16 protein-coding genes and 1 tRNA gene are annotated in these 21,770 nt (G+C 41.4%); 3 read left to right on the top strand and 14 right to left on the bottom strand.

Annotated elements, in window-relative coordinates; genetic code table 11:
* Positions 1 to 229: 229 nt before the first annotated feature.
* The 3 genes from IQ246_RS07400 to IQ246_RS07390 all read right to left on the bottom strand — a co-directional run bounded on the left by IQ246_RS07400 (position 230) and on the right by IQ246_RS07390 (position 2,258).
* Positions 230 to 895 (bottom strand): glutathione S-transferase family protein, encoded by a 666-nt coding sequence (locus tag IQ246_RS07400; protein WP_194001555.1) that lies wholly within the window; start codon positions 893 to 895, stop codon positions 230 to 232.
* A 57-nt stretch (positions 896 to 952) separates the two neighbouring features.
* Positions 953 to 1,489 (bottom strand): peroxiredoxin, encoded by a 537-nt coding sequence (locus tag IQ246_RS07395; RefSeq protein WP_194001553.1) that lies wholly within the window; start codon positions 1,487 to 1,489, stop codon positions 953 to 955.
* Positions 1,490 to 1,646: 157 nt separating this feature from the next.
* Positions 1,647 to 2,258 (bottom strand): peroxiredoxin, encoded by a 612-nt coding sequence (locus IQ246_RS07390; protein ID WP_194001551.1) that lies wholly within the window; start codon positions 2,256 to 2,258, stop codon positions 1,647 to 1,649.
* A 137-nt stretch (positions 2,259 to 2,395) separates the two neighbouring features.
* Between IQ246_RS07390 and IQ246_RS07385 the strand changes: the two genes are divergently transcribed.
* Positions 2,396 to 4,516 carry an amylo-alpha-1,6-glucosidase gene (locus IQ246_RS07385; protein ID WP_194001548.1) on the top strand — a complete coding sequence of 707 codons (2,121 nt, stop codon included), beginning with the start codon at positions 2,396 to 2,398 and terminating at the stop codon, positions 4,514 to 4,516.
* Positions 4,517 to 4,643: 127 nt separating this feature from the next.
* On the opposite strand, the gene IQ246_RS07380 is transcribed toward IQ246_RS07385, so the two are convergent.
* The 3 genes from IQ246_RS07380 to tnpA form a co-directional block, all read right to left on the bottom strand.
* Positions 4,644 to 4,717 (bottom strand) — tRNA-Met (locus tag IQ246_RS07380).
* 159 nt (positions 4,718 to 4,876) lie between these two features.
* Positions 4,877 to 5,023 carry a transposase gene (locus tag IQ246_RS31220; protein ID WP_370588466.1) on the bottom strand — a complete coding sequence of 49 codons (147 nt, stop codon included), beginning with the start codon at positions 5,021 to 5,023 and terminating at the stop codon, positions 4,877 to 4,879.
* A complete protein-coding gene (tnpA, locus tag IQ246_RS31215; RefSeq protein ID WP_370588465.1) occupies positions 5,013 to 5,282 on the bottom strand; it encodes an IS200/IS605 family transposase in 270 nt (89 codons plus the stop codon). The genes IQ246_RS31220 and tnpA overlap by 11 nt, the downstream gene beginning before the upstream one ends.
* A 411-nt stretch (positions 5,283 to 5,693) precedes the next feature.
* Between tnpA and IQ246_RS29840 the strand changes: the two genes are divergently transcribed.
* Both IQ246_RS29840 and IQ246_RS29835 read left to right on the top strand, forming a co-directional pair.
* Positions 5,694 to 6,056, top strand: coding sequence for a hypothetical protein (locus IQ246_RS29840; protein ID WP_208492049.1), 363 nt, complete (start codon positions 5,694 to 5,696; stop codon positions 6,054 to 6,056).
* Entirely contained in the window at positions 6,057 to 6,800 is a 744-nt protein-coding gene (locus IQ246_RS29835; RefSeq protein ID WP_339379192.1) for a transposase, read from the top strand.
* 135 nt (positions 6,801 to 6,935) lie between these two features.
* Here the strand turns inward: IQ246_RS29835 and IQ246_RS07365 are convergent, their stop codons facing one another.
* The 8 genes from IQ246_RS07365 to IQ246_RS07330 all read right to left on the bottom strand — a co-directional run bounded on the left by IQ246_RS07365 (position 6,936) and on the right by IQ246_RS07330 (position 21,627).
* Positions 6,936 to 9,239 (bottom strand): peptidoglycan DD-metalloendopeptidase family protein, encoded by a 2,304-nt coding sequence (locus IQ246_RS07365; RefSeq protein WP_370588464.1) that lies wholly within the window; start codon positions 9,237 to 9,239, stop codon positions 6,936 to 6,938.
* A gap of 824 nt (positions 9,240 to 10,063) precedes the next feature.
* On the bottom strand, positions 10,064 to 10,525 hold the full coding sequence (locus tag IQ246_RS07360) for a tRNA (cytidine(34)-2'-O)-methyltransferase (RefSeq protein WP_194001544.1): 462 nt from the start codon (positions 10,523 to 10,525) through the stop codon (positions 10,064 to 10,066).
* Between the two features lie 238 nt (positions 10,526 to 10,763).
* Positions 10,764 to 11,903: a glutamate--cysteine ligase gene (gene gshA, locus IQ246_RS07355; protein ID WP_194001542.1), complete on the bottom strand. Its 1,140-nt coding sequence runs from the start codon at positions 11,901 to 11,903 to the stop codon at positions 10,764 to 10,766.
* 213 nt (positions 11,904 to 12,116) lie between these two features.
* On the bottom strand, positions 12,117 to 14,033 hold the full coding sequence (locus IQ246_RS07350) for a hypothetical protein (RefSeq protein WP_194001540.1): 1,917 nt from the start codon (positions 14,031 to 14,033) through the stop codon (positions 12,117 to 12,119).
* Positions 14,011 to 18,333 (bottom strand): AAA domain-containing protein, encoded by a 4,323-nt coding sequence (locus IQ246_RS07345; protein WP_194001561.1) that lies wholly within the window; start codon positions 18,331 to 18,333, stop codon positions 14,011 to 14,013. The genes IQ246_RS07350 and IQ246_RS07345 overlap by 23 nt, the downstream gene beginning before the upstream one ends.
* A gap of 70 nt (positions 18,334 to 18,403) precedes the next feature.
* Positions 18,404 to 19,321, bottom strand: coding sequence for a histone deacetylase (locus tag IQ246_RS07340; RefSeq protein WP_194001538.1), 918 nt, complete (start codon positions 19,319 to 19,321; stop codon positions 18,404 to 18,406).
* A 34-nt stretch (positions 19,322 to 19,355) separates the two neighbouring features.
* Positions 19,356 to 20,060, bottom strand: a complete 705-nt coding sequence (locus IQ246_RS07335) for an actin-binding WH2 domain-containing protein (protein ID WP_194001536.1) — start codon at positions 20,058 to 20,060, stop codon at positions 19,356 to 19,358.
* 22 nt (positions 20,061 to 20,082) lie between these two features.
* Positions 20,083 to 21,627: an FAD-binding oxidoreductase gene (locus IQ246_RS07330; protein WP_194001534.1), complete on the bottom strand. Its 1,545-nt coding sequence runs from the start codon at positions 21,625 to 21,627 to the stop codon at positions 20,083 to 20,085.
* Positions 21,628 to 21,770 lie beyond the last annotated feature (143 nt).

Here is a 21,770-nt window from a genome sequence, read left to right as displayed (position 1 = left end):
AGATATCCGAGGACTTTGAAAACTTTATACAATATTTACAGTAGGCTAAAACCTACCGAGTCGCATTTCATCCCGTGTCTGAAGCACGATATGCGGTGCTACGCACCTATATCTCACGGGCTTTCATACTCCCGTCTGTTCTTTGTAAGGATTTTCGATTGTAGAGACGCGTTAGCAAAGCGGCATGGAGTACAATTTCGCGTCTCTACTATGAATTTTCCCTAATTTATCAATCTGCATTCTGCTGCGCCATTCTCGCCGCCATGACTGATTTAAAAGCTTCCATTGCCTCTGGGGTTGCTTGGGTAGTTTGCCACGAAGGACGTACAATCAAGCGATCGCACCAAGCACTCAGTTTTGGATATTGACTCAAGGATACGCCTACAGTTGGCATCAAAGGTACTACAGTCCCGGCCACGGCCTCGGCGAGAGTGAGGTTATGACTACCAAAGTAAGGGCGATTATCTAATAAATTCTCAAAAAACTTGAGAACTATTGAAACTTTTTGTTTTGCCTGCTCAATTTTTTCTGGGTCTTTTCCAGGCAAGCCTAGCATCTGAGGTAAAAACGTGGTAGCTGCTGGCAAAAGCTCATTCACCGTTACTAGTTGTACCATCCGCGCGATCGCTAAATCCTTGGCATCTTTAGGCAACATCGCAGGCGTGGGATATTTTGCTTCTAAATAATCCAGAATTGCTAAAGATTCAACTACATTAAAGTCGTCATCTACCAAAGCTGGAATGTGATGGAAGGGGTTAATTGCCAAAAACTCTGATTTAAACTGCTCTCCATTTAGTTTTATCTCTACCAATTCAAACTCAAGTCCTTTTTCCAGTAGAGTAATCCAGACGCGGCGCGAGTTGGGAGAAATTGACGCATGATAAAGTGTCAGCACGAGAAAACCTCACAGTTTTATGAGTAGGACAGACATTGCCAATCTTACGCATTATACTCAATTAAATTGTTCTAACAATGTCTCAATACTAGCGTTGTGATCCAAGAAAGAGAATAAATGCCAGTAGCGAAGTTTGCCTTCTTTATCTAACACGAACTGTGCAGGTAAAGGTGCTCCCAGTGCTTGTCCCACTTGATAGGTGCGAAATATTCGACAATTGGGATCACTCAGCAATGGCATTTTTAAACCTAAATCCCTAACAACTATTTGACTCTGCCGTTCGTCGGTACTAGTAATCATCAAAACTTCTACGCCACGATTTTTAAATTGCTCGTAGTTTTCATTCAAAGCTTTAATGTGAGGAAAGCAGAAGGGGCAATATTGCTTTTCAGTAAAGATGCGAGTCAAGGCAAGTAATACTGGTTGCTTACCTTGGTAATCAGATAATTTTACTAACGTTCCGTTGGTAATATCTGGCAGTTGAAAGTCTGGCGTTCCTACTCCCAATCTGAGTTTATTTGTACCTGGAATTGGTAAAAAATTGTGAAAGAAGCGTTCATTCAATAAACCCCTAAAATCAGTTGAAGTCAGCATATTTTCATCCTTGATTATTTAAATACTATCTTACGAAAAAACCACAGATAAAAATGGAGATTGACATTGTTTAATGTGTATCTCTATTTATCTGTGGTTATGATTGATTTTGCTTTCAACTCCAATCGGCTGAGTTGGAGTTAATAGCAAGCGTAATCTAGACAGCAGCGAAGTAGACTTTCGACTTCACTGGGTCAGGAACCATTGTTTGATCACCTGGTTGCCAACCGGCAGGGCAAACTTCGTCAGGATGAGATTGAACATGCTGAATGGCTTGCAGTGTTCGCAGGGTTTCATCGACGCTGCGACCAAAAGCTAGGTTGTTGATAGTGGCGTGCTGTATGATACCATCTTTGTCGATGATGAACAGACCACGCAACGCAATACCTGCTGCTGGGTCAAGGACGTTATAAGCGGCGCTAATTTCTTTCTTGATGTCAGAGACTAGAGGATAATTCAGGTCGCCGACTCCACCAGACTTGCGATCAGTTTGAATCCAAGCGAGGTGGGAGAATTCGCTATCTACCGAAGCCCCAAGGACTTCTGTATTGATTTTATTGAATTCTTCGTAGCGATCGCTAAATGCTGTGATTTCAGTGGGACAAACAAAGGTAAAGTCTAGGGGATAGAAAAACAGGATGACATACTTACCGCGATAGTCGGAAAGTTTGATTGTCTTAAATTCCTGGTCTACCACAGCCGTTGCTGTGAAATCGGGAGCCTGTTGACCAACGCGAAGGCTTCCTTCTGTTCCGTAAGTGAGGGACATGAACTTATTTCTCCTTCAACTTATATCTATTTAGTAGCGTCGGAATCTGGGTAAGTTTTACTCACCCGTCTGCGCTCTCACAGTTTAATTACGATCTGTTACGACTATATCATAGTCATAACGATTCTGAGTAGCAAATGGCTGATTTAGATACAAGAGAATGGTTGCTTACCAATGGCTTAGGAAGTTTTGCCAGTGGTACAGTTTCTGATGTTCGTACGCGCACTTATCATGGTTGGCTGTTTGCCGCTACTAACCCCCCTTCTGGGCGTACTTTGCTGATTTCGCACTTAGAAGCTAGCTTGGAAGTACTAGGGGAAGTTGTGGCTCTGGGGACAAATTTCTGGGGCAACCGTCAGATTGAGCCGACAGGCTGCGAACTGCTACGCTGTTTTGATATTAACCCAGTTCCCAAATGGATTTGGGGCAAGGATAATTGGCAGCTAAGTAGACAATTGGTAATGCCCCACGGATTAGTAAGGACTATGGGCTGGGAAAAATCTTTCCCAATACCCAATGCCCAATGCCCAATCCCTCATACCCCTGCCCAATTTTGCCACCGGATTTTAATTCAGTATCGCTACGAGGGGGTTGACGCTGCGATTTTACGCCTGCGACTGCTAATAGCTGATCGTGACTTTCACCACCAGCAAACTGCTAATCCAGAATTACAGTTTTCGCAACGGCTAGGACAACAGCAAGTCTGTCTGCAAGCGATAAATTCTGGGCACTTTGGCACAACTTGGCACTTGCGCTGGACACAAGGAAACTATCAGCCAGATGCAGTTTGGTATTGGAATTATGGATTACCCGAAGAAACGCAACGGGGATTGAGCGATCGCGAAGACCTCTACAGTCCTGGTTACTTGAGTGTCACTCTCCAGCCCGGAGATACAGTGACTCTAGAAGCACGGGTAGGTTTTCCTGACCAATTTCCAGATATCCTCACTCCCCAAGCCTTTGCAGCAGCTGTGGAAGCAGAACAAGAAAGACTCTCTCAGATTTTTGGATGGAGAGAGGGAGGGAAACAAGAAGAATGGGAGAAGGGAGGAAAGGCAGAGGAGGAGAAAGAACGATTCAAAATTGCTTCTCCACTCCCCCACTCCCTAATCTGGCAGCAACTACTTAAAGCAGGCGATCAGTTTATCGTCTATAGAGCTTCAATTGCTGGCCCTACAATCATCGCTGGTTATCACTGGTTTAATGATTGGGGGCGTGATACCTTGATTGCCTTACCGGGGTTGGCGCTAGTTCCACAGCGCTTTGATCTGGCAAAAGGACTATTGCGAACTTTTGGGCATTACTGTCGCCACGGTCTAATTCCCAATGCATTTCCCGATGCCGATGGCGAACCGTTTTATAACAGTATTGATGCGGCGCTGTGGTGGATTGAAACTTTAGGACTTTATTTGGAGGCTACCCAAGACTGGCAATTTTTGGCAGAGCAATTCCCCATAGCGCAGCAAATCCACAAAGCCTTTATCGGTGGTACGCGCTACAACATCCAATCTGATGCCACTGATGGGCTGATTGGTTGGGATGCTCGGAGTGTAGCCCTTACCTGGATGGATGTGGTGATTGGGGCAGAGCCTGTCACTCCTCGTCGCGGAAAGCCTGTGGAAATCAACGCGCTGTGGTATTCTGCTTTATGTTGGCTTAGTCAGTGGGCAGAACGCTTGAGCCAGCTTCACTTTGGCGAACCAGTACGTCTGGCCAAGCAAGCGCAGCGTTATGCCCAGCAAGCAGAACAGGTAAAAGTCTCTCTACAAAAGTTCTGGAATCCTCAGCTAAGCTATTTGTACGATACTATCGAACCTGACGATCGGCGAAATTTTCAAATTCGTCCTAATGCCGTTTTAGCACTGTCGCTGCACCATTGTGGATTTTCTCCACACCAAGGGTGTCAGATATTGGATTTAGCAACCACCAGCTTGCTTACTCCCTATGGTCTGCGTAGCCTTGATCCAGGCGATCCAGAATACATAGGGAAGTACACAGGTGGCGCCCATGATCGCGATCGTGCCTACCACCAAGGTACTGTTTGGAGTTGGCTGATTGGCCCTTATATTCGTGCCTGGCAGCGGTTTTACCCAAATCAACCACTTCCGTTTGATTGGCAACCCTTGCTGAATCATTTTCTATCTAGTGCTTGTCTTGGCTCTATTTCTGAGATTTTCGATGGTGATCTACCTCATACACCTAGAGGTGCGATCGCCCAAGCTTGGTCGGTTGCTGAGGTGATCCGCCACATAAAATAGTGCTGAGTTTTGAGTGCCGAGTCTTGAATTCGAGTATTAGTTTAGAGTCACAACTGTCTTTTACAGAGTAATCAAGGCTATTTTAGGCTCACTCATCTCTTAGCACTCACTACTTATAACTTTTAAATGGCTCAGGTCGGATTTGAACCAACGACCCCAGGCTTATGAGTCCCGTGCTCTAACCAACTGAGCTACTGAGCCAAATTTATTTACATCGTTATTTATGATAGCATACAACTATGCTTAAGCATAGCTTATTTTGCGATGAATTTTTATTGATCGTGCGTCAAACCCCGTCCCCTCGTGGGCGGGGATGTAAGCGCGGTTAAATTAGGGGGTTCAATGCCCCCTAATTTAACACTATCCACGTTGTTTTTGAGTGGCAATATACTGCTTAACTGCTTCTTCTGAGGCTCCACCTACGGAAGAGTAAAACGTTCCATCGCTCCATAATCCAGAACCCCAAAATCTACGTTTTTTTAAATCCTTAAACGTACTAAAATATATGCACAGCAGAGATTGATTTCATTGTCTTGGCTATCTCTACTGGGGCTGTCGTATGGTCTGCTTGCACGAACACATGAACGTGGTCTGACATGATCTCAATCGCGTGAAGTGTCCATCCGTAAGTTTGACAGGTTTCACCAAGGATTCGTTTGAGTTCTATCTCTATCGCTCCCTGAAGCACCTGATTACGGTACTTTGGGCAAAATATGATGTGGTAGCCAAGGCAGTGTTTAGCGTGGGAGGAAGACAATATTTTCATTGAGTGGCGTGTATTGACAAAACATATCTAATAGAGAATCATCTAAAAATACAATATTAGTGACACTACTATGTTTGTGTTTTTAATTAAATAGGACTTACGCATTGACAGGAAAACCCAAATATGGGTTACGGATTCTAGGGATTAATCCTTGATTTTTCGATACCTTTTAGGCGATCGCTATTTATCCAAGGATGATTTATAAAAGCCTGAACGACGTATTTTCGTTGATACACAAGATAATCAATTTGTACAGTGCGTAAGTCCTATTAAAGATAAAGGGATTGTAATTGACACTTTGCCTATTCCTCTTGCAACAACTAGTGATCAAGCCTGGAAAATTGCAAGCATGGCATTAGCTGATTATCCTCATGATTGCGAAGTGTTGCTCGAAGAACGAAACGATTAAGCATGAAACGCACCGTCTCTATCCCAGTCGAATTACCTGATGAAAGATTTTTAAATCTGATGAATCAGTGTGCATCAATATTTAATGCACATATTGATTGGGCGATAGAGAACAAAACTTTTAACAAAAGCAAGGCACACAAAAATTTGTACGCCATCCTACGGCTACAGTATCCAAGTGTGCCTTCTGCTTTGTTGCAAACAGTTAGGGACAACGCTTTAGAGGCAATCAAGGCTACTAAATTTAAGCGTATCCCCAGAAAGAAACCAACATCAGGGTTGAGGTATGATAAGCGCACTATGACGCTGCGCGGTCATCAACTAACCTTGTCCTGTATTGGTAAACGGATAAAATTAGTCCTATAAATTCCTGATTATTTTAAAGATGTTTTTGAAACTTGGGAATTTTGCGGTGCAACTTTAACTTACTCAAAGCACTCAAAACAGTTTTGGGTACGACTAGTTTTTGAGTCAGATAACCCTCAAGAAATTAGTGGAACAATTCAGGGAATTGACCGGGGACTTTACCATCAAGCAGTAACTTCTGATGGACAGTTTTTCTCAAGTTCCCAAATTAGAAATACTCAAAGACGTTACTTATTCAATCGTCGTAAGCTCCAACAAAAAGGCACTCGTAGTTCTAAACGTCGTTTAAAGTCGATGTCTGGACGCGAGAAGCGGTTCATGTCGGATACGAACCATTGTGTAAGTAAAAAGCTAGCCAAGCAACCAGGAGTAGCTGTTTTTGTACTTGAGGACTTGTCTAGCATTCGCACCCAGCGACGCGGCAAAAAAATGAATAAATGGTTGGGTAGTTGGGCATTTTTCCAACAAGAACAGTTCTTGGCTTACAAGGCAGAAGCTTTAGGGAAAAAAGTAGTACATCAAGACCCTAGATACACTTCCCAAAAGTGCAATGTCTGTAAGCACATTAAAAGAACAAATCGCCATAAGTCTAAGTTCCATTGCAGCAATTGCGGATATCAAACTCACGCGGATCTTAATGCTTCCAGAAATGTCCGTGATGACTATATTCTCTCCTCTACCCACGGGACGGAGGAGCAGGGGTCAGTCAATACCCCGTATGTTTCAGGAAATTCTGTTTCCTAGCTACAAGCCACATCCCCTCGTGGGTGTGGCAGTTGACATTGCCAAGTCTGTTTCTATTGAGATGATAGACAGCAAAAGAGGGAGGTAAACTCCCTCAACAAACCAAATCATTTTTTAGATGGAGACAGCCAAGAATTACAGACGTTCTTGGGGCAGCATGGCTATTGGGTTAACTGCGCCCTTGCCTGATGGATGGATTTCAAAATGGCTGTGTGGCCCAGTGCTGTGACCAGTGGTTCCCATTAAAGCAATTGTTGATCCTTGATTTACCTGCTGACCAGGTTGCACCAAAATCTTGCTGTTATGAGCATAGCGAGTTAGGCTGCCATCAGGATGGCGGATTTCGACGAGTTTGCCATAACCACCGCTGTTCCAACCAGCTTTTTCTACTGTACCTTCAGCTGAGGCAACAATCGGCGTACCAGTCGAGTTAGCAATATCAATTCCCTTGTGCATTCTTCCCCAGCGCCAGCCATAGCCCGAAGTCAGAACACCCTTCGCTGGCCAACTAAAAGCTACAGACGAAGTAGACGGAGGGGGTATAGCTTCGTCAATCGACCTGGGTAGGTATTGATCCACTGCTGCCAAAGGCGGTATTGGTAGCTGTGGAGAAACGGTAGTTCCCCGCATTCTTCCTAGGGAATCAGAGGAGTTTAAACCAGCAGGGGGCGTTGCTATCTTCGTGCTGGATGGACTACGAGAGGGAGTCCACTGAGTAGCAGGGCCTAAATTGGGCAAGAACTCTGGATTTACTGGCTCGTTAGTGGGTCTAGTAGCACTGAATTGTGGCTTAATGGGTTGGGTGCTATAGCTAGTAGATCCAATGGGTGTGGGAACTGGAATTGGTATGGCAAGATTACTTGGTCGAGAAGCCAAGTCGGATACTGGACTGAGATTATTGGGACTAGAAACCGGAATCTGTACCGCAGCAAGGCTATTAGTTTCGGTAGCTGCTGGCACAACTAAGTTTCCAGACTGTTGAGCGCGGTATCTTGCTTGTAATCTCTGGATTTCCGCTTGTAAGCTTTGTAGACGTTCATTTTTTGCCCTTGCTACCTTTTGAGGCGGTTTTTTAGGCAGTTGTATTTCGGCAAAAGCTGTTGGTGGAATGTCTCCACCTATGCCACGAGAAGCTGGTGTGTTAGAAGATGTTCCTGGAGCGATGTTAGTTTTTGCCTGAATCCGATTGTTCGCAGTTGTTGGTGTAGGGACGAAAATACTGCTGTTGTCGGCAATAACTGGTAGTTGTGAAGCAACAGGTAGATTTAAGTTGACGCCAGCTGTGTTCACAGGGGAAGTAGGTATATTGGCAGTAACACTGGACTCCCTGAAACTGGTCTTAACCGATACAGTTGCGTCAACTTTAGCAATGGGAATAATTAGTTTTTGACTGATTTGTAATTGGTTGGGGTTAGTAAGACTATTTGCCTTAACTAATTCTGATACTGAAGTACCGTGATGGTTAGCGATCGCTGCTAGTGTATCTCCAGGCTTAACTTCGTATGGTGTTGCAGCCGATGCTATTACTGTTGGTCTTGTAGATGATGCAGGCTTTGTTGCTTGCGGCACGGAGGTGCTTGTCTCTTGTTTCTGTTTTAATCTCGATATCAGACTGGCTTTGCTTGCATCAGTCACTATTTCCGACTGCGCTATTACAGTTTTCTCGGCTATAGTTATTGGCTGTGACAACTCGATACCAGCTTGTGATAAATTTTTGCTCTCCCCAGACCGCAACTGCGCTAGGCTTTTTCTTAAACGGTTCGATTTGTCTTGTAAGCGATTTAGTGCATACTCTTGTTGTGCTTTAAGTTGTGCATTAATTTTACCGTCGGTTGCGTCAGAGGTTGCAGCTGCTTGTAATTGAGCAGTCTGGGATGTATTTTCACCGCCAGTAATACCATCAGCGCTAGAGAATTTTTGTGTCGTCTCAGATAGCTTATTGACTGTTTGTAAATCGGTATTAGCTGAGGTGTTGCTCAATCCCTGTGCTAGTTTGGACTTTAGGTAGATAGAATTTTTATAATTTGTTGTTGTTTGGGAAAGTGCTTCTGATACAGGAACTGTTACAGACATTCCATTTACCGCGACTTGCCATTTAGCTTCAAGCCCAGGCACTTGCGAAACTGCTGTTGGTTCCATTATGACAGGATTTTCAGGCACGCTCGCTGATGAGACGGCTCGATACTCCAGCTTTTTGGAGGCAAATTTCACATCAGTGTCAGGAGCAGCCGGAATTGATGAGGTTGCCTTTTGGCTGCCTACAGGTGCCGCTGCTTGGGCTTGATCGCTTTGTCGAGTCACCAAAAGGCTGGTTGCTCCCATAGAGATTGCCAAGCCAATCATCGCAGCTTTTGTCCGTACCCGGCGGTTAACTCTTGGATTAATCACATTTAGCTGTTCTACCGGGGCATCATCGCTATTGGGGGTATTATTCAACACAGCCTTTACTCTCTTTTTCAATGCTCGTTTCAAAGACGACCTCCTATGATCACTAGCGCTTAACTGATCTCGATTTTTCAGCTGGATACTAGTCAATGGTTTAGATCACAACGAACGATAGATCAAGATCACATTCACCAGAGATGCTTAGGCAAGATTAACCTGCTTCTCTGATTTAGACAAGTTTACACTTATTAGCAAAACTTAAAATTGCTGTGCTTACTTGTCCGAACCACTCCTCACACACTTCACACATTTGGTTTTGCTCTTTGCAGTTGTCCGCGCTTGTCTTGCTTCAATCGCGGGGACTGGACAAACACAGATTTGCCAAGTCCACTGTCGCTGCTATGAATTAAATTGCTGCGACTTCTGGAAAAGCGTTGCCCTCTGCTGTAGATATCTTCAAGATATTTCTACCAAATCCGTACTTCCCAATACGAGACTTTACGTTGATTATTCCCTAAAAGGCAACCGTATGAGCTCCCAGGTAGTTTTGGGCTACTTTCCTAAGCTACTCAAGTCTAAATAGCTGAAATACCTCATTAGACTGGGTTTTATCGGTTTTGTTCCATAATTTCGGATGATTCCAATTCATCAAAATCTATCATTCAAATTTGGTATTGCCCTGAATTTCATATACAAATTTCTTATAATATCCTCTCCATATTCGTAAGTATCTTCCACTACAATTTGACCATAAATTTAAAGTTAAGTATATTAACTTACATTATTGCTGTAACAATACAGATTTTCGCAGCCCAAAAGTAGATACTTTGGTGATGAATAAGTATTTATACTTATTAAAGTGTTGCCAATCCGAAAAACTATTGCAGATGACCTAACTGACGGCGAGCTTCAAACAAACTAATTGCTACACTCACTGACAGATTCAAGCTGCGAACTCCTGGTTGAGCCATGGGAATGTAGAGATTAGCGTCAGTTGCGGAGAGAACAGTTGATGGTAAACCTGTGGTTTCACTACCAAACAGCAGCCAATCATCTGCTTGAAAATTAAAGCTTACGTAATTGAAACTTCCACTGACCGTAAAACCTAACCATCTTCCTCCACGCTGCTGATGTAACTTTTTAAAGGCTTCTAGCGATTCATGATAGTGCAGTTTGACATACGGCCAGTAATCCAAACCAGCTCTTTTAAGGTAGCGATCGCTAATTTCAAACCCCAAAGGCCCCACCAAATGCAATTCCGTACCTGTAGCGGCACAAGTACGAGCAATATTACCTGTGTTAGGAGGGATTTGCGGGTTAACTAAAACTACCTGAGGCATTGTTTGGCGAACTTACGTATTGTATAAAATCATCTATCATCAATATGAAATCTACCAAAGGGTAGAGGTGATATATAGGTTTTGTTAATAATACCCAAGCAATCACCATCGATTAGATTTTTAAAATCAAGCACAAATATTCTTAGAACATTAATTTACATAAGATAGTTGCCAGTATCTTTAAGGAGATACAAGCAACTCTTACGAAAATATACCATTTGTCAGAGGGCAGAAGATGTTAAGCCATCAAGGACGAACACAATTTGTTTTCGAGTTCGATTTCGCGCTCTTGGGTAGCAACAATAGCCTGGGAAATCACACGCTGGGTGTCAAAACCAACTGCATGTAACTGCAACCACTGTTGGGCTTCATTCCCTTCGCGGAGGATTTTGTTTAAGGGGGAAAGAAAACAGCTAAAGCCATTTTGTTTAGCGATCGCCCAAACGTCTTGGCATAGTTCAGCAATCCAATCTCTAGCTAGAATACTTCTCCCGTCTTGCCAATGCGTGAGATGAGCATCAAGACTAGCTGTAGCAGCCGCCGCTTCATTGTCAGCAGTCAGGGTAATGAGTTCTTCGGGAGAGAAGGTACTTTGAGTTAACGGGTCAATGCTGGAATTGTCGATTATTTGTAATATACGGGCTTCTAATAAGGCACAAATTGCCAGTAAGGTGATTGGGTCTGTAACTAAATCGCAAATCCGCAGTTCTAGGCGATTTAGGTCGTAGGGACGGCGATCGCCATTTGGTCGTACGGATGTCCACAGATGGCGCACATTTTGCATTGTACCGATAGCCAGTTGATGTTCTACCCACTGAATATGAGCGGCGTGGCTGGCAAATAAAGGTACATGGGTGGGTGTTTGCGGGAACACGCCCCAACGGGTGGAGTGATAGCCAGTAGCTTTGCCATCCAAGAAGGGAGAGGAGGCGCTGAGGGCGAGAAATAGAGGTGCTTCGGTGCGGATCACCCGACACGCCCGCATTAATAGTTCTGGGTCGCTGATGCCTATGTTTATATGTACGCTAGCGGTGACTACTTTTGTGCCGTAGGTTTTCTCGATGTAGTCGTGATAGGGATTAGTTGGATCGGAACGAAGAAAGCGATCGCTAGCACCTAAAGATAAGGTACTCCCTGGTATCAGGGTATAATCGCCCAAGCGGTTGAGGTAATTTCGCAACTCCCGCCGAGGACGCAGCAAGGCACACAACAAGTTCTCATAATCATGGGATGGTTGAGTTATGTATTCCACGTTGCGGCTATCTGGCTCACGCACAAATCCATCCAAATCTGCGACAATTTTGTCGGAGAGACCTACGATTTCTCCTTGAGGTGTGCCAGTGTACATCTCAATCTCAAAGCCTTTAGATAAGACCACTTTCAATTACTCCTTGGCTCTCCCAGTTTATAAATTGTATCAAATTAAACGAATTTATGTATATACATCTAAGTGAATAATAAAGTTAAAAATCAGTTAATCAATAAGTTAGAAAGACAACTTTTCTTTTACCTCTAAAGAAAGATGAGTACTAACAGCAGAAAAAAAATCTCAAATTCCTAGTTCTTTAATAATCTCTAAGTAAAAACTAATTTAGCTTTTTTCCTTTTTCTTGGTTTTATGATCTACTTTTTCTCCCTTTACTCTCGTCTTATTTTCTTCCTTTTCTTGATGCTGAGATATAGTACATTGCGATATAAAATTAGCAGGTGAATCATTTATTGGAGCAATATTGAGACGTAAGAATTGCACCCATACTTCATTGTTGAGTAAGTTGAAAGCAGTTTCGGGATTTTTAGTAGCGATCGCGCCCATAACTTGACGCCATCCTTGTCGCAATAACTCAATAAAAGCTTCTTCACCCGAAACTTTACTCAGTAACGAAAGTGCTTTTTTATAAATTACTAAATCTAATACATTTTTCGCTTTTATATTCTGAAGAACCAGATTCAGCCACATTGGTAGAAGTTCCAGCCAGTTGTTTTGTTCTATCTCTTGGAGTGCAATGTCTTCCATACCAAGCGCACCCCATATACACAAAGGTTCTACAGATAGTTGAGAATTACGATTCTCTAGAGCATTTTTCCATAATTTTTGAGCGTGGTTTTGGAAGCGATTAGCAAGAAATTCATAGGCTTCCTGGACTTGATGGGGAATTGTCACTTTATAAACTGATTCACCTGTTGGTAAATAGTTACCACCATAAGAAAGCCAGTTATGAGAACCACAAACATAGATTTTTTGGTCAACTATTACTTCTCTGATGTGGGAATCTCCTAAACAAAAAAATTGTATAGACGGTAATCCATCAGGTGTTTTTATCGCTCTAAGTTTTTCCTCTACTTCTAATAGTATTGGTTTCCCTTCATTTTCTTGTCGTTGTGCAATTCCGTATCCAATCAAAATCCAAACTCCGCAATTAGCCAAATTTTGTAATAAATTTAGAAATTCATCATCTATAACTACCTTATTTACCCAAGGCGAATAAATGATAATTTGATGTTTTGCGGAATTTAAAATTTCTAAAAAAGCTTGACCAATTTGTCCATCACGTAACTGTATAACTGTTCCTACTACAGTGGAATCATTTTGTTCTTTACTGATATATGTGGGAGTTTCTAATGCCTTTTCTCGAATCTTTTCGACTCTAGCTTCAATTTCTGTATTTTGATGATTAAGAATCGCCTCACGCTCAAAACTAATTGTTTCATCTGATAATTTACACAATGCCTGTAAGGATATTTTACCTTCTGATAGTAGTACTTCCAGACAACTTGATTCAGCCTCTAAAATTTGCTTGCCATTTATTATTTGCACGCTCAACTTATCTTTGAGTGCATCGAAGATAACGAAAAACGATAGAGTTTTTCCAATTTTTTTAACTGGAGATATTCCTTTACAAGAAACAACTATTTTACCCTCTTGTGGGAGATGAAATGCTAAATCTGAAGCTTGGATACTTTGCTGTAGTTCCTCAAGTGATAAAGAAGAAATATCAGGAATCAGATGATCAATAGTTACAAAATCTGCTAAATCAGGCAGTTTTACTAGTTCATCGTTTAAGGGTTCACATTGAAAGGTAAGTTTTCCAGTTAAAGGATCTGAAATAGCATAAATTTGTACAGAGTATGGTGGCTGTGGCACAGACCCTTTCTCATAAAATGAACGTCCTTCAGAAGTAACTGTAATTGGCGATGTTGCTGACAGAGTTTGTAACGCCTGAAGAGTTGCGGTAGTACTGCGGACAAATACAGGATCAAGACCAAGTATAGATGCTAATTCATCTTCTGTTGGAGAAGGATCAAATTCAATACCTGCACGAATAATAAATTCTTCTAATACATTAAAATCGCGGGATTCTTTTATGGTTATTTCTACAAGATTTTGATATAAACTATAGCGTAATTGACGCGCTGCTATAACTGATATGCTATGATTTTTCGCTTCAATTTCGTTTACAAAATTCTTGAGTTTAGCATCTATAGTTTTAGCAGAAGACGCGAGAAACATCAACAAAACCTCCATGAAGACTGACAATATTTGAAACTTCAGAATACATCATTCCAATTTTGCCTGATTGATGAGTAAATAAATCGTGACAACCCACAATTATCAGTAGTTCTTGAGCGCGAGAAAAAGCAACATTAACCCGCTCTGGCTTTTTAGCAAATCCTACATCTCCCTTACTATTATTGCGAACCATACTGACAATTACAACAGGTCGTTCCATACCTTGAAATCTGTCAACTGTTCCTGTGCGAATTTCTAGCGAAGGGAAAAGTTCAGATTGTAGGCGTTCATCAATTTTTCTTAGTTGAGCGCCATAAAATGTAATCACGGCAATTTCTTTTTTTGGTTCACCATTAGCTACTTTAGAAATCCAAGCGTTCTCAAACTGTTGACACAGACGTTCAATCACATCAATTTCCCGAATATTAGAAAAAGAAGTTCCTTCACGTTGTTCTTGAAACTCATTTTCTTTAGGCATTTTTACCCAAGTAATATGGTGATCTTGTTGAATTATTGTGCCTGCTAAATTATGTGCGCGTTTGGTGTCAGGTTCTAAAATGCCACATTCTAGTTTCCCATCATAAAACTGATTGATTGCTCCCATAATAAATGGATGCATTCGATATTGGGTATTTAGCATTTGCTTGATGGTTTGATCAGCAGTTTCAAACTGGCTTTTGAAAAGTGATTCTTCTAAGAATTTTAGTTCTTCTATTGGACTGCCAATTGCTTGAGCAACTTCTTCTAAAGTGCTAGTATTTAGCATTGGCGGTAATTGTCGATGATCGCCTACCATTACTAACTTTTTAGCTTTCAAAGCTGGGATTAGTAACTCTGGTGGAGTACACTTGCTCACCTCATCAATTATGGCAACATCAAAGTATTTGAATTCTTCAGAGAAATCTCGGCCTGCTGCTTGAACGCAAGTGATACCGACGACATTGGCATTATCTAGATAAATGCGCCTTAAATCGTCGCGATCGCGCTCGGTTGGGTTTCTTAATTTTCCAATCCAATCTCGGACAAAGTGTTGATATCTATTGAGATGAACTTCATCTTTATTAAGTTGCTGTTGCCAATATTTAAACTTAGCTTTGATAATGCGTAAAAAATCTAGATTAAACAAATCTGTAGTATGAATATCTGGTTTGAATTTATCAGGTATGGATTGCCATGTTATCTGCCACCATGTTCTTTGCGCTAGTAATTTTTCTGATAGCTGCGGCTCTATTTCATTTTCTAATTCACGTAGTTCTATTTGTAAATTTTCGAGTTGCTGCATAGAAATTGTAGTTTCTTCTTTCAGCTTTGAGAGATGCTCAAACATGGAGTTTTGAATCATCTCCAACACAGCAAAAGGCTCTGATAATGAAATCAAAGTTTCAAGCTGACTTATACTACTTTCCCAAGAATGTACTTGTGTTGAAAATTTTTGTGGCTGTTCCCAAATATTTGACTGCGTGGTGAGATATTGTTCAGCTAAAGTACATAATTGAGCAGGTACATTTTGTTGTTGGGTAAGTTCTTGCAAAATACCGATTACTCGTCCAAGTTTTAAATTAGCATCTTGTCTTGCTGTTTCTACCTGACATTGAGTAGTAGATATTTGCTGTTGATTGATTACATTTATTTGAAGCTCTTGTAATTGTTTTTGGATGTTTTGAAGTTGTTGTTCAGTTTCATTCTTGACTTGTAAAACACATTTCCGGGCATTTGTTAAGATGCTATCTAGTAATTCTTGGGTAATTCGGGTAAGAGTAGAGTCGATGTTATTCCATTCCCATGATTTGCCATAAGTCTGTTGCATTCTAATTAAGAAAACCTGGGTATTCTCAATCAGTAATTTTCGCTGCTTTTGAGTGAGTAGTTGATAATTATTAAACTGTTGATAAGTCTCTTGCCATTGAGTGCGATCGCTCTTTGACAGCACCATTGGAATTTGACTTAAATTTTGCTGTAAAAAGTAACTAAAATTATACTGCTTACCCCGTCTGTCAGTGAAACCTCCCTCTACTTCATAAGACATTGCTTTTGTTAATAGCTCCCAATCTGGTAGGTTAAGTTGATAACCTTTTGGCACAATTTGTAATTTTAATGTATTAGCAAACATCAACAAGCCTAGTGGTAAATCTACCAAATTATCTGTTAATGGTAGATTAGATTGCTGGCAATTTTTTAAGATTTGATACAGATGAAAATCTGCTGTAGATTTCCATTCCTTAACTGCTGTGATAATATAGTCTATTTCTCGTTTGCGATTTTGCCAAATTTGGAGTGTTTGCTGCAAACTTTGCTGCTTATTAAGTAATTGCTGATCATCTATTTTTAATTGATTCAAATTAGTAGAATTATGTTTGATGATTTGCGCTAACTCTGCAATCTCCAACATCGCCTCAGTTGCATTATGAGCATAACTGAGTGCTGTTTTAAATTCAGAAATTTCAGTGGTTACAGTTTCACGTAACCAAACCGCCAATCCAAATGCACCACGCGTAGGGCGAACAAAGCCAAGTTCATCAGTATATTTAATGGCTTGGCGAACATTGGTCAAAAATTCTTTTACTAAATTGTTGCCTTCTGTGTATGGTTGAAGGCGCGGCAAAAAGTTCGTAACTTCTGGAGTTTCCCAATCTATATTTTGTGTAGTATCTAGCAAATTATCTAACCTGGAAACCAGAGATTCAACCTCGCTTTTTTGGACTTCGGTTTCCTTGGTGACTATTTCTTGTTTTTGACAGGTTGCCTCTAAATCTGCCTTAATTTTATTGAATTCATTTTGTTTTTGATTAAATTCTTTCTCGGCTTTTAGGTATGCTGTGAAACGTTGTGATGATGTTAGTAATTGACTGAGATTTTCTACATTATCGAGCCGTTGAGTAAGGTTATTTTCGCAGTCAGTCGCGGTATTTTGCAGCCATCTGCCAATTACTTGGTCTTCTAAAAATGGCTGTCCTTCCTCCCCAACTTTCTCGGCTCGTCCCTTGCGTACAGCCCGAATTACTGGGTTATGAACTAATCGACTCAGGGCATTATCTACTGCTAGATTAGCTTGAGAAGCAATTAGGGTGCGACCACCCCGGAGAGCAACTTGATAGCAAATTTCGGCAATCACGGTAGTTTTACCTGTACCTGGTGGCCCTTGAATAAGAACTAGATCTTTAGCAGCAAGCACCGTTTCTACTGCTGCTTTCTGACCAGGATTAGCAGAAGATAATAACAAATCTTCTGATTGAAGTTGGATAGTTTTTTGAATAGGTCTTGCTTGGGAAGCGTCGAATAAGAAGTTACCTAAATAGGGATTTTGAGTGTAACCATTATTCAAGTCGTCTAAGGCTTTTTTCTTACGCTGAATCTGTTTGATGTCACCAACAGCCTCGAAACATAAAAATCCAGTAGTTGGTAACTGATAGCGTTCTGCTGCCATATATTCAGCTAAATCGCGTTCTAGCCTGATGCTGATAATGCAACGTTTAGGGTCAACTTCTTCAATAGACCCTAGTTGGCGGCTATTTTGCCAGTTCTTTCCGGTGGGAGCAGTCTCGAAAAGCTTAATTTCTTCGTTTTTTGCCCGTTTCACTCGTTCCCAGAAGCTTTGTACATCGAGGGGATTTTCATTAGAGCCGTCAAGGGTGGCTGAGGTTACATCAATTTCAAAACTGATCCGCCTTTTAAAGTTATAGTTGTGACTCACATAACGCACACAAAATTGACGAGCCTTAGCGATTTTTTCTTCAATTTGCAAAAACGCTTTCCAAACTTTAAGCTGATCTTCTGTAGGTACATGATCGCCACAAATTGGCGTGGCTGCCATGCGTTTTAATGTTGCTGGTGGAATGTTGATATGATGCTGATGATTAGGCAACAAACGCAACCAATAAGGCATAGCATAACTATCAGCGTTTCCTCGTGATGTTTGTAGCAGCTGAGCAGAGAATATCTTTAAACCGCCGTATCCATCTTTTTGTACAGCGGCTCTAAATCCTAATGTTTTTCCCAGCTTTTTAAGCCTTGGAGGTAATTGAAAATTATCTTGATCTGTTGCTATTGTCAAATCCCAAATTTCTTCTTTTGGCTCTTTCCCCGCGCCCTTGCGACGTACATAGAAGAGGCAAGGTTTACCGAAACATTCCAACATTAACTCGTTGGCGCGATCGCGTCGCTGCCAAAACTCAGGATATGATTCTAGGGCAGTTTCACCTTCTAGATTGCGGATCAACCTATCAACTGTCGAACCTACTAACACATAGCCCCAATCTTCTGAGTCTGTAAGCGTTCTGTTATTTCTTCTCTGCACTCTCAGCGCCTCTGTAGTTCGTTAAAGCATTTTCATACTATTTTTCCGAATTTGAGCTCAATTACCCACTAAATGACTATAGTTGGTACTGCCGATAAACTTCACTAGCAGCGCGATGCACCAAAGAGTGCCGCCAGACGAGAGACTTCATATCATTGGCATAACCACCGCCAATCACGCAAGCGACAGGATAACCACTATTCATACAGGTACTTAAAACCTGCATTTCTCGCCGAAAAATGCCAGCATCAGTTAGAGCTAGTTTTCCCAAGCGATCGCCTATATGTGGATCAACTCCAGCATCATAAAATACTAGATCTGGCTTGACTTGCGACAACAAATCTGGTAGATACTTTGCTAAAGTTTGTAAATAAGCATCATCCTCCATTCCCACTGGCAAAGGAACATCTAAATCGCTTTTTTGTTTAGTACCGGGGAAATTGACTTCGCAGTGCATGGAGAAAGTAAAAACACTCTCGTCGCTTTGGAAGATGAAAGCAGTGCCGTCACCTTGATGAACATCCAAGTCTACAATTAGGATTTTTTGGACAAGTCCGAGTTTTTGCAAAACGCGGCAGGCGATCGCTAAATCATTGAAAATACAAAAACCAGACCCATAACTGGGAAAGGCATGATGAGTGCCACCAGCAGTATTGCAAGCTAAACCCTGATTTAGTGCCAGCTTGGCAGTGAGTATTGTACCACCAACTGCTATACACGTACGATTCACTAGTTCTGGACTCCAAGGCAAGCCAATGCGTCGCTGTGCTTTAGTATCTAGGGTTCCCTCACAGTAAGCTTGAACGTAGCTTGGAGTGTGGACTAACTCTATCAAAGCTTGCTGTGGAAGTTCGGGGGTGTGAAATTGTTCTTGATTGGCTACACCGTCAGCTAACAGCAATTCATAGAGTTGTCGGAACTTAGACATCGGGAAGCGATGTCCATCGGGCAGGGGTGCAATGTAATCTGGGTGGTAAATAATTGGTAAGTCCATGTTATTAATTTTTAACCTAGACCCCTCAAAAATGTTAACGAAATCCTAAGAGATAGCTAATAGCTTGAATAACACTCAGATAAAAATTGCCTTCTCGCTCGCGGAACAGTTGAAATACAGAATCAGGTGTACCAAAAAATGGTCGGAGAGTCCATCCTAGTTGACTACCTACAAAAGCATAAAGGAGTAGCCAAAATTGCAAAATCTTTTGGCGTGTATTGCTACCTTCATTTTCTTGTTCTAAAACTAAACTTGTGGCGTGATATAAAGACGAAATCCCAATAAATCCAGTGATTGCAAAAAGGAATACATTTAACAGGATTAAAAATTGGTAATTATTAGTCGTAATTAAGAAAAATAGTGTGATGGGTGCAAAACTGAATAAAAGCACACTAGTGATTGAAACAGCAGTCAATACTAATGCTAAATGCTGAGAAAAAGTCCGCTTTGAACCAAAAATAATATTAGCAAAATACAAAGTCGGTAGACAAATTAGCAGTGTAATTAAATAGAGGGCTGGCAGTTTAATGGCGGAAGATAAAGCTTGCATCCAGCTATGGTATGCACCAATAATTCCGCCATAAATAGCGAGAAATATGGAACTACAAACCAACAGAGAAATGATTTTATTTGGTAATCTCGTACCTTGCCGAACTTCTTCTAAAAATCCATTGCGATCGCGCAATAAGTCAATCAGTACTGCAAAGTATTTTATTCCTGATGATTTCCGTTCAATCATATTATCCTCACACACATATTATTCAATCTCCATCCAAATAATCAGCGCCAGAACCATACTTCCAAGTATCAATTAAGCGATGCCAATAATATTGTTGTTCGCTTGGTTGATTCTTTAGCCATGTTTCTAACATTGGACTCAGCCCAAACAAGGCAGTATAAACACCCAAATTTCCGTAATGCACCATCCAATCCAGCAAACTTTTCAAACCTACTTGCGGAATTATTTTGGCAACTAATCCTGGATGTGCCAAACCAGTTTTTAATAGCGTTTGTGTTAGTGCTGAAAACTGCACTATATCTTGCAAAAACGGTTTTAGTACTGGCGTACCTAACTGTTGCATTTCTTGAAATACAGCAGACAGCAGTTGATTAATTTGCTCTGGAGCAATCTTCTGATTCACACCGACACTCATCGCCCTTTGAAACAACCAGGTAACAGTCAAACTTGGCTGATAAGGTTGCAGCAGTGCGAGCGACTTAGCAGATAATTGTTCAGTTTGTAGCGCCTCGTAAATGCCAAATGTTAAACGCTTCAGGTGACGCACCATCGCACCAAAACCACCAAAACTTAAGGGAGATTGACTCCCACTACTATCTCCCACTGGTAAAATGCGATTCCAAGGGGTTTTGAGGGGACTTTGGCGATAGGTAGGAAAGAATCCAAACAGCGCTCGTTGAAACTTTAACTGGCTCAATTCCACACCCTGATATTCTGGTAAAAGGCGCAGATATTCTTCAAATAGAGCTTCTAAACTTAAGCGTTGTGGATGTGCATCCATGTAAGTGAATAAGTAAGTGGTTCTACCATCTTTGGCTGGGAAGGCTTCCCAGAAGTACTGGCATTGATTCTGCAAGGATGTGAATGATAACAACAAGTCGCCTGAGTGATTTTCCGGAAAACCTTGAGCACAACTTCCCACTACTAGGCAAAGAGCATCTGGTTTTTTGCCTTGGCGTGCTTGCTGGGTGATGGGAGAAAGATGTCCCATTGCGTCGATTAACAACCTAGTTTTGAATTGCTCTACCATCACTCCATCTGGATGAACTACCGCCCCAGTAAAAGGTGTGTTTTCTAACAACTTTCCACCAGTAGCCAGAAATCGTGTTTTTAAAGTAGCTAGTAGATAAACCGGATCTATGCCAATATTTAGAACATCTTCTACCCAAACTTCTGTACCACCATGAAAACTGACTCGTGCTGGGTTATATTTGGTGGCGATCGCTTGATCTAATTCCGCATCTGTCAATAGGTTTAATTCCAAAAAGACATTTAATTCATTGCGGGAGATATTCCATTCTTGTTCTCTACCACGCAGAATACCTCGTTCCATTAAGGCCACACGCAGTCCTTTTACTGCTAAAGCGCAACCAATCAAAATTCCTAATGTGCCGCCACAAATAATCACATCCCAGTCAAAATTACCTAAAGATTGTTGACTTTCTTTAACTACTGTTGGTACTGGTGCGGTGTTTTCTCTAAGTGATGTTAGGATGCGATCGCCTTGACGCAATCCTCCTAGAACATCGCCCGGTAGTTGGGAGAGAATCTCTTCAGTTAAGGACATAAAAGTTAATTTCAGCAGAGTTACTAATACTGATCGTATCTTTTCTGGATTTTTTAGCGTGATTTTTCAGATAGAACTTTGACTTTCGTCATAAATAATCTTTGCCTATTGTCAGTACTAGTAAAATGTCTCGATTTTTTTAG

This window comes from aff. Roholtiella sp. LEGE 12411 (assembly GCF_015206995.1).
Lineage (GTDB): Bacteria > Cyanobacteriota > Cyanobacteriia > Cyanobacteriales > Nostocaceae > Komarekiella.
This window is presented reverse-complemented; position numbering and strand designations above follow the sequence as displayed.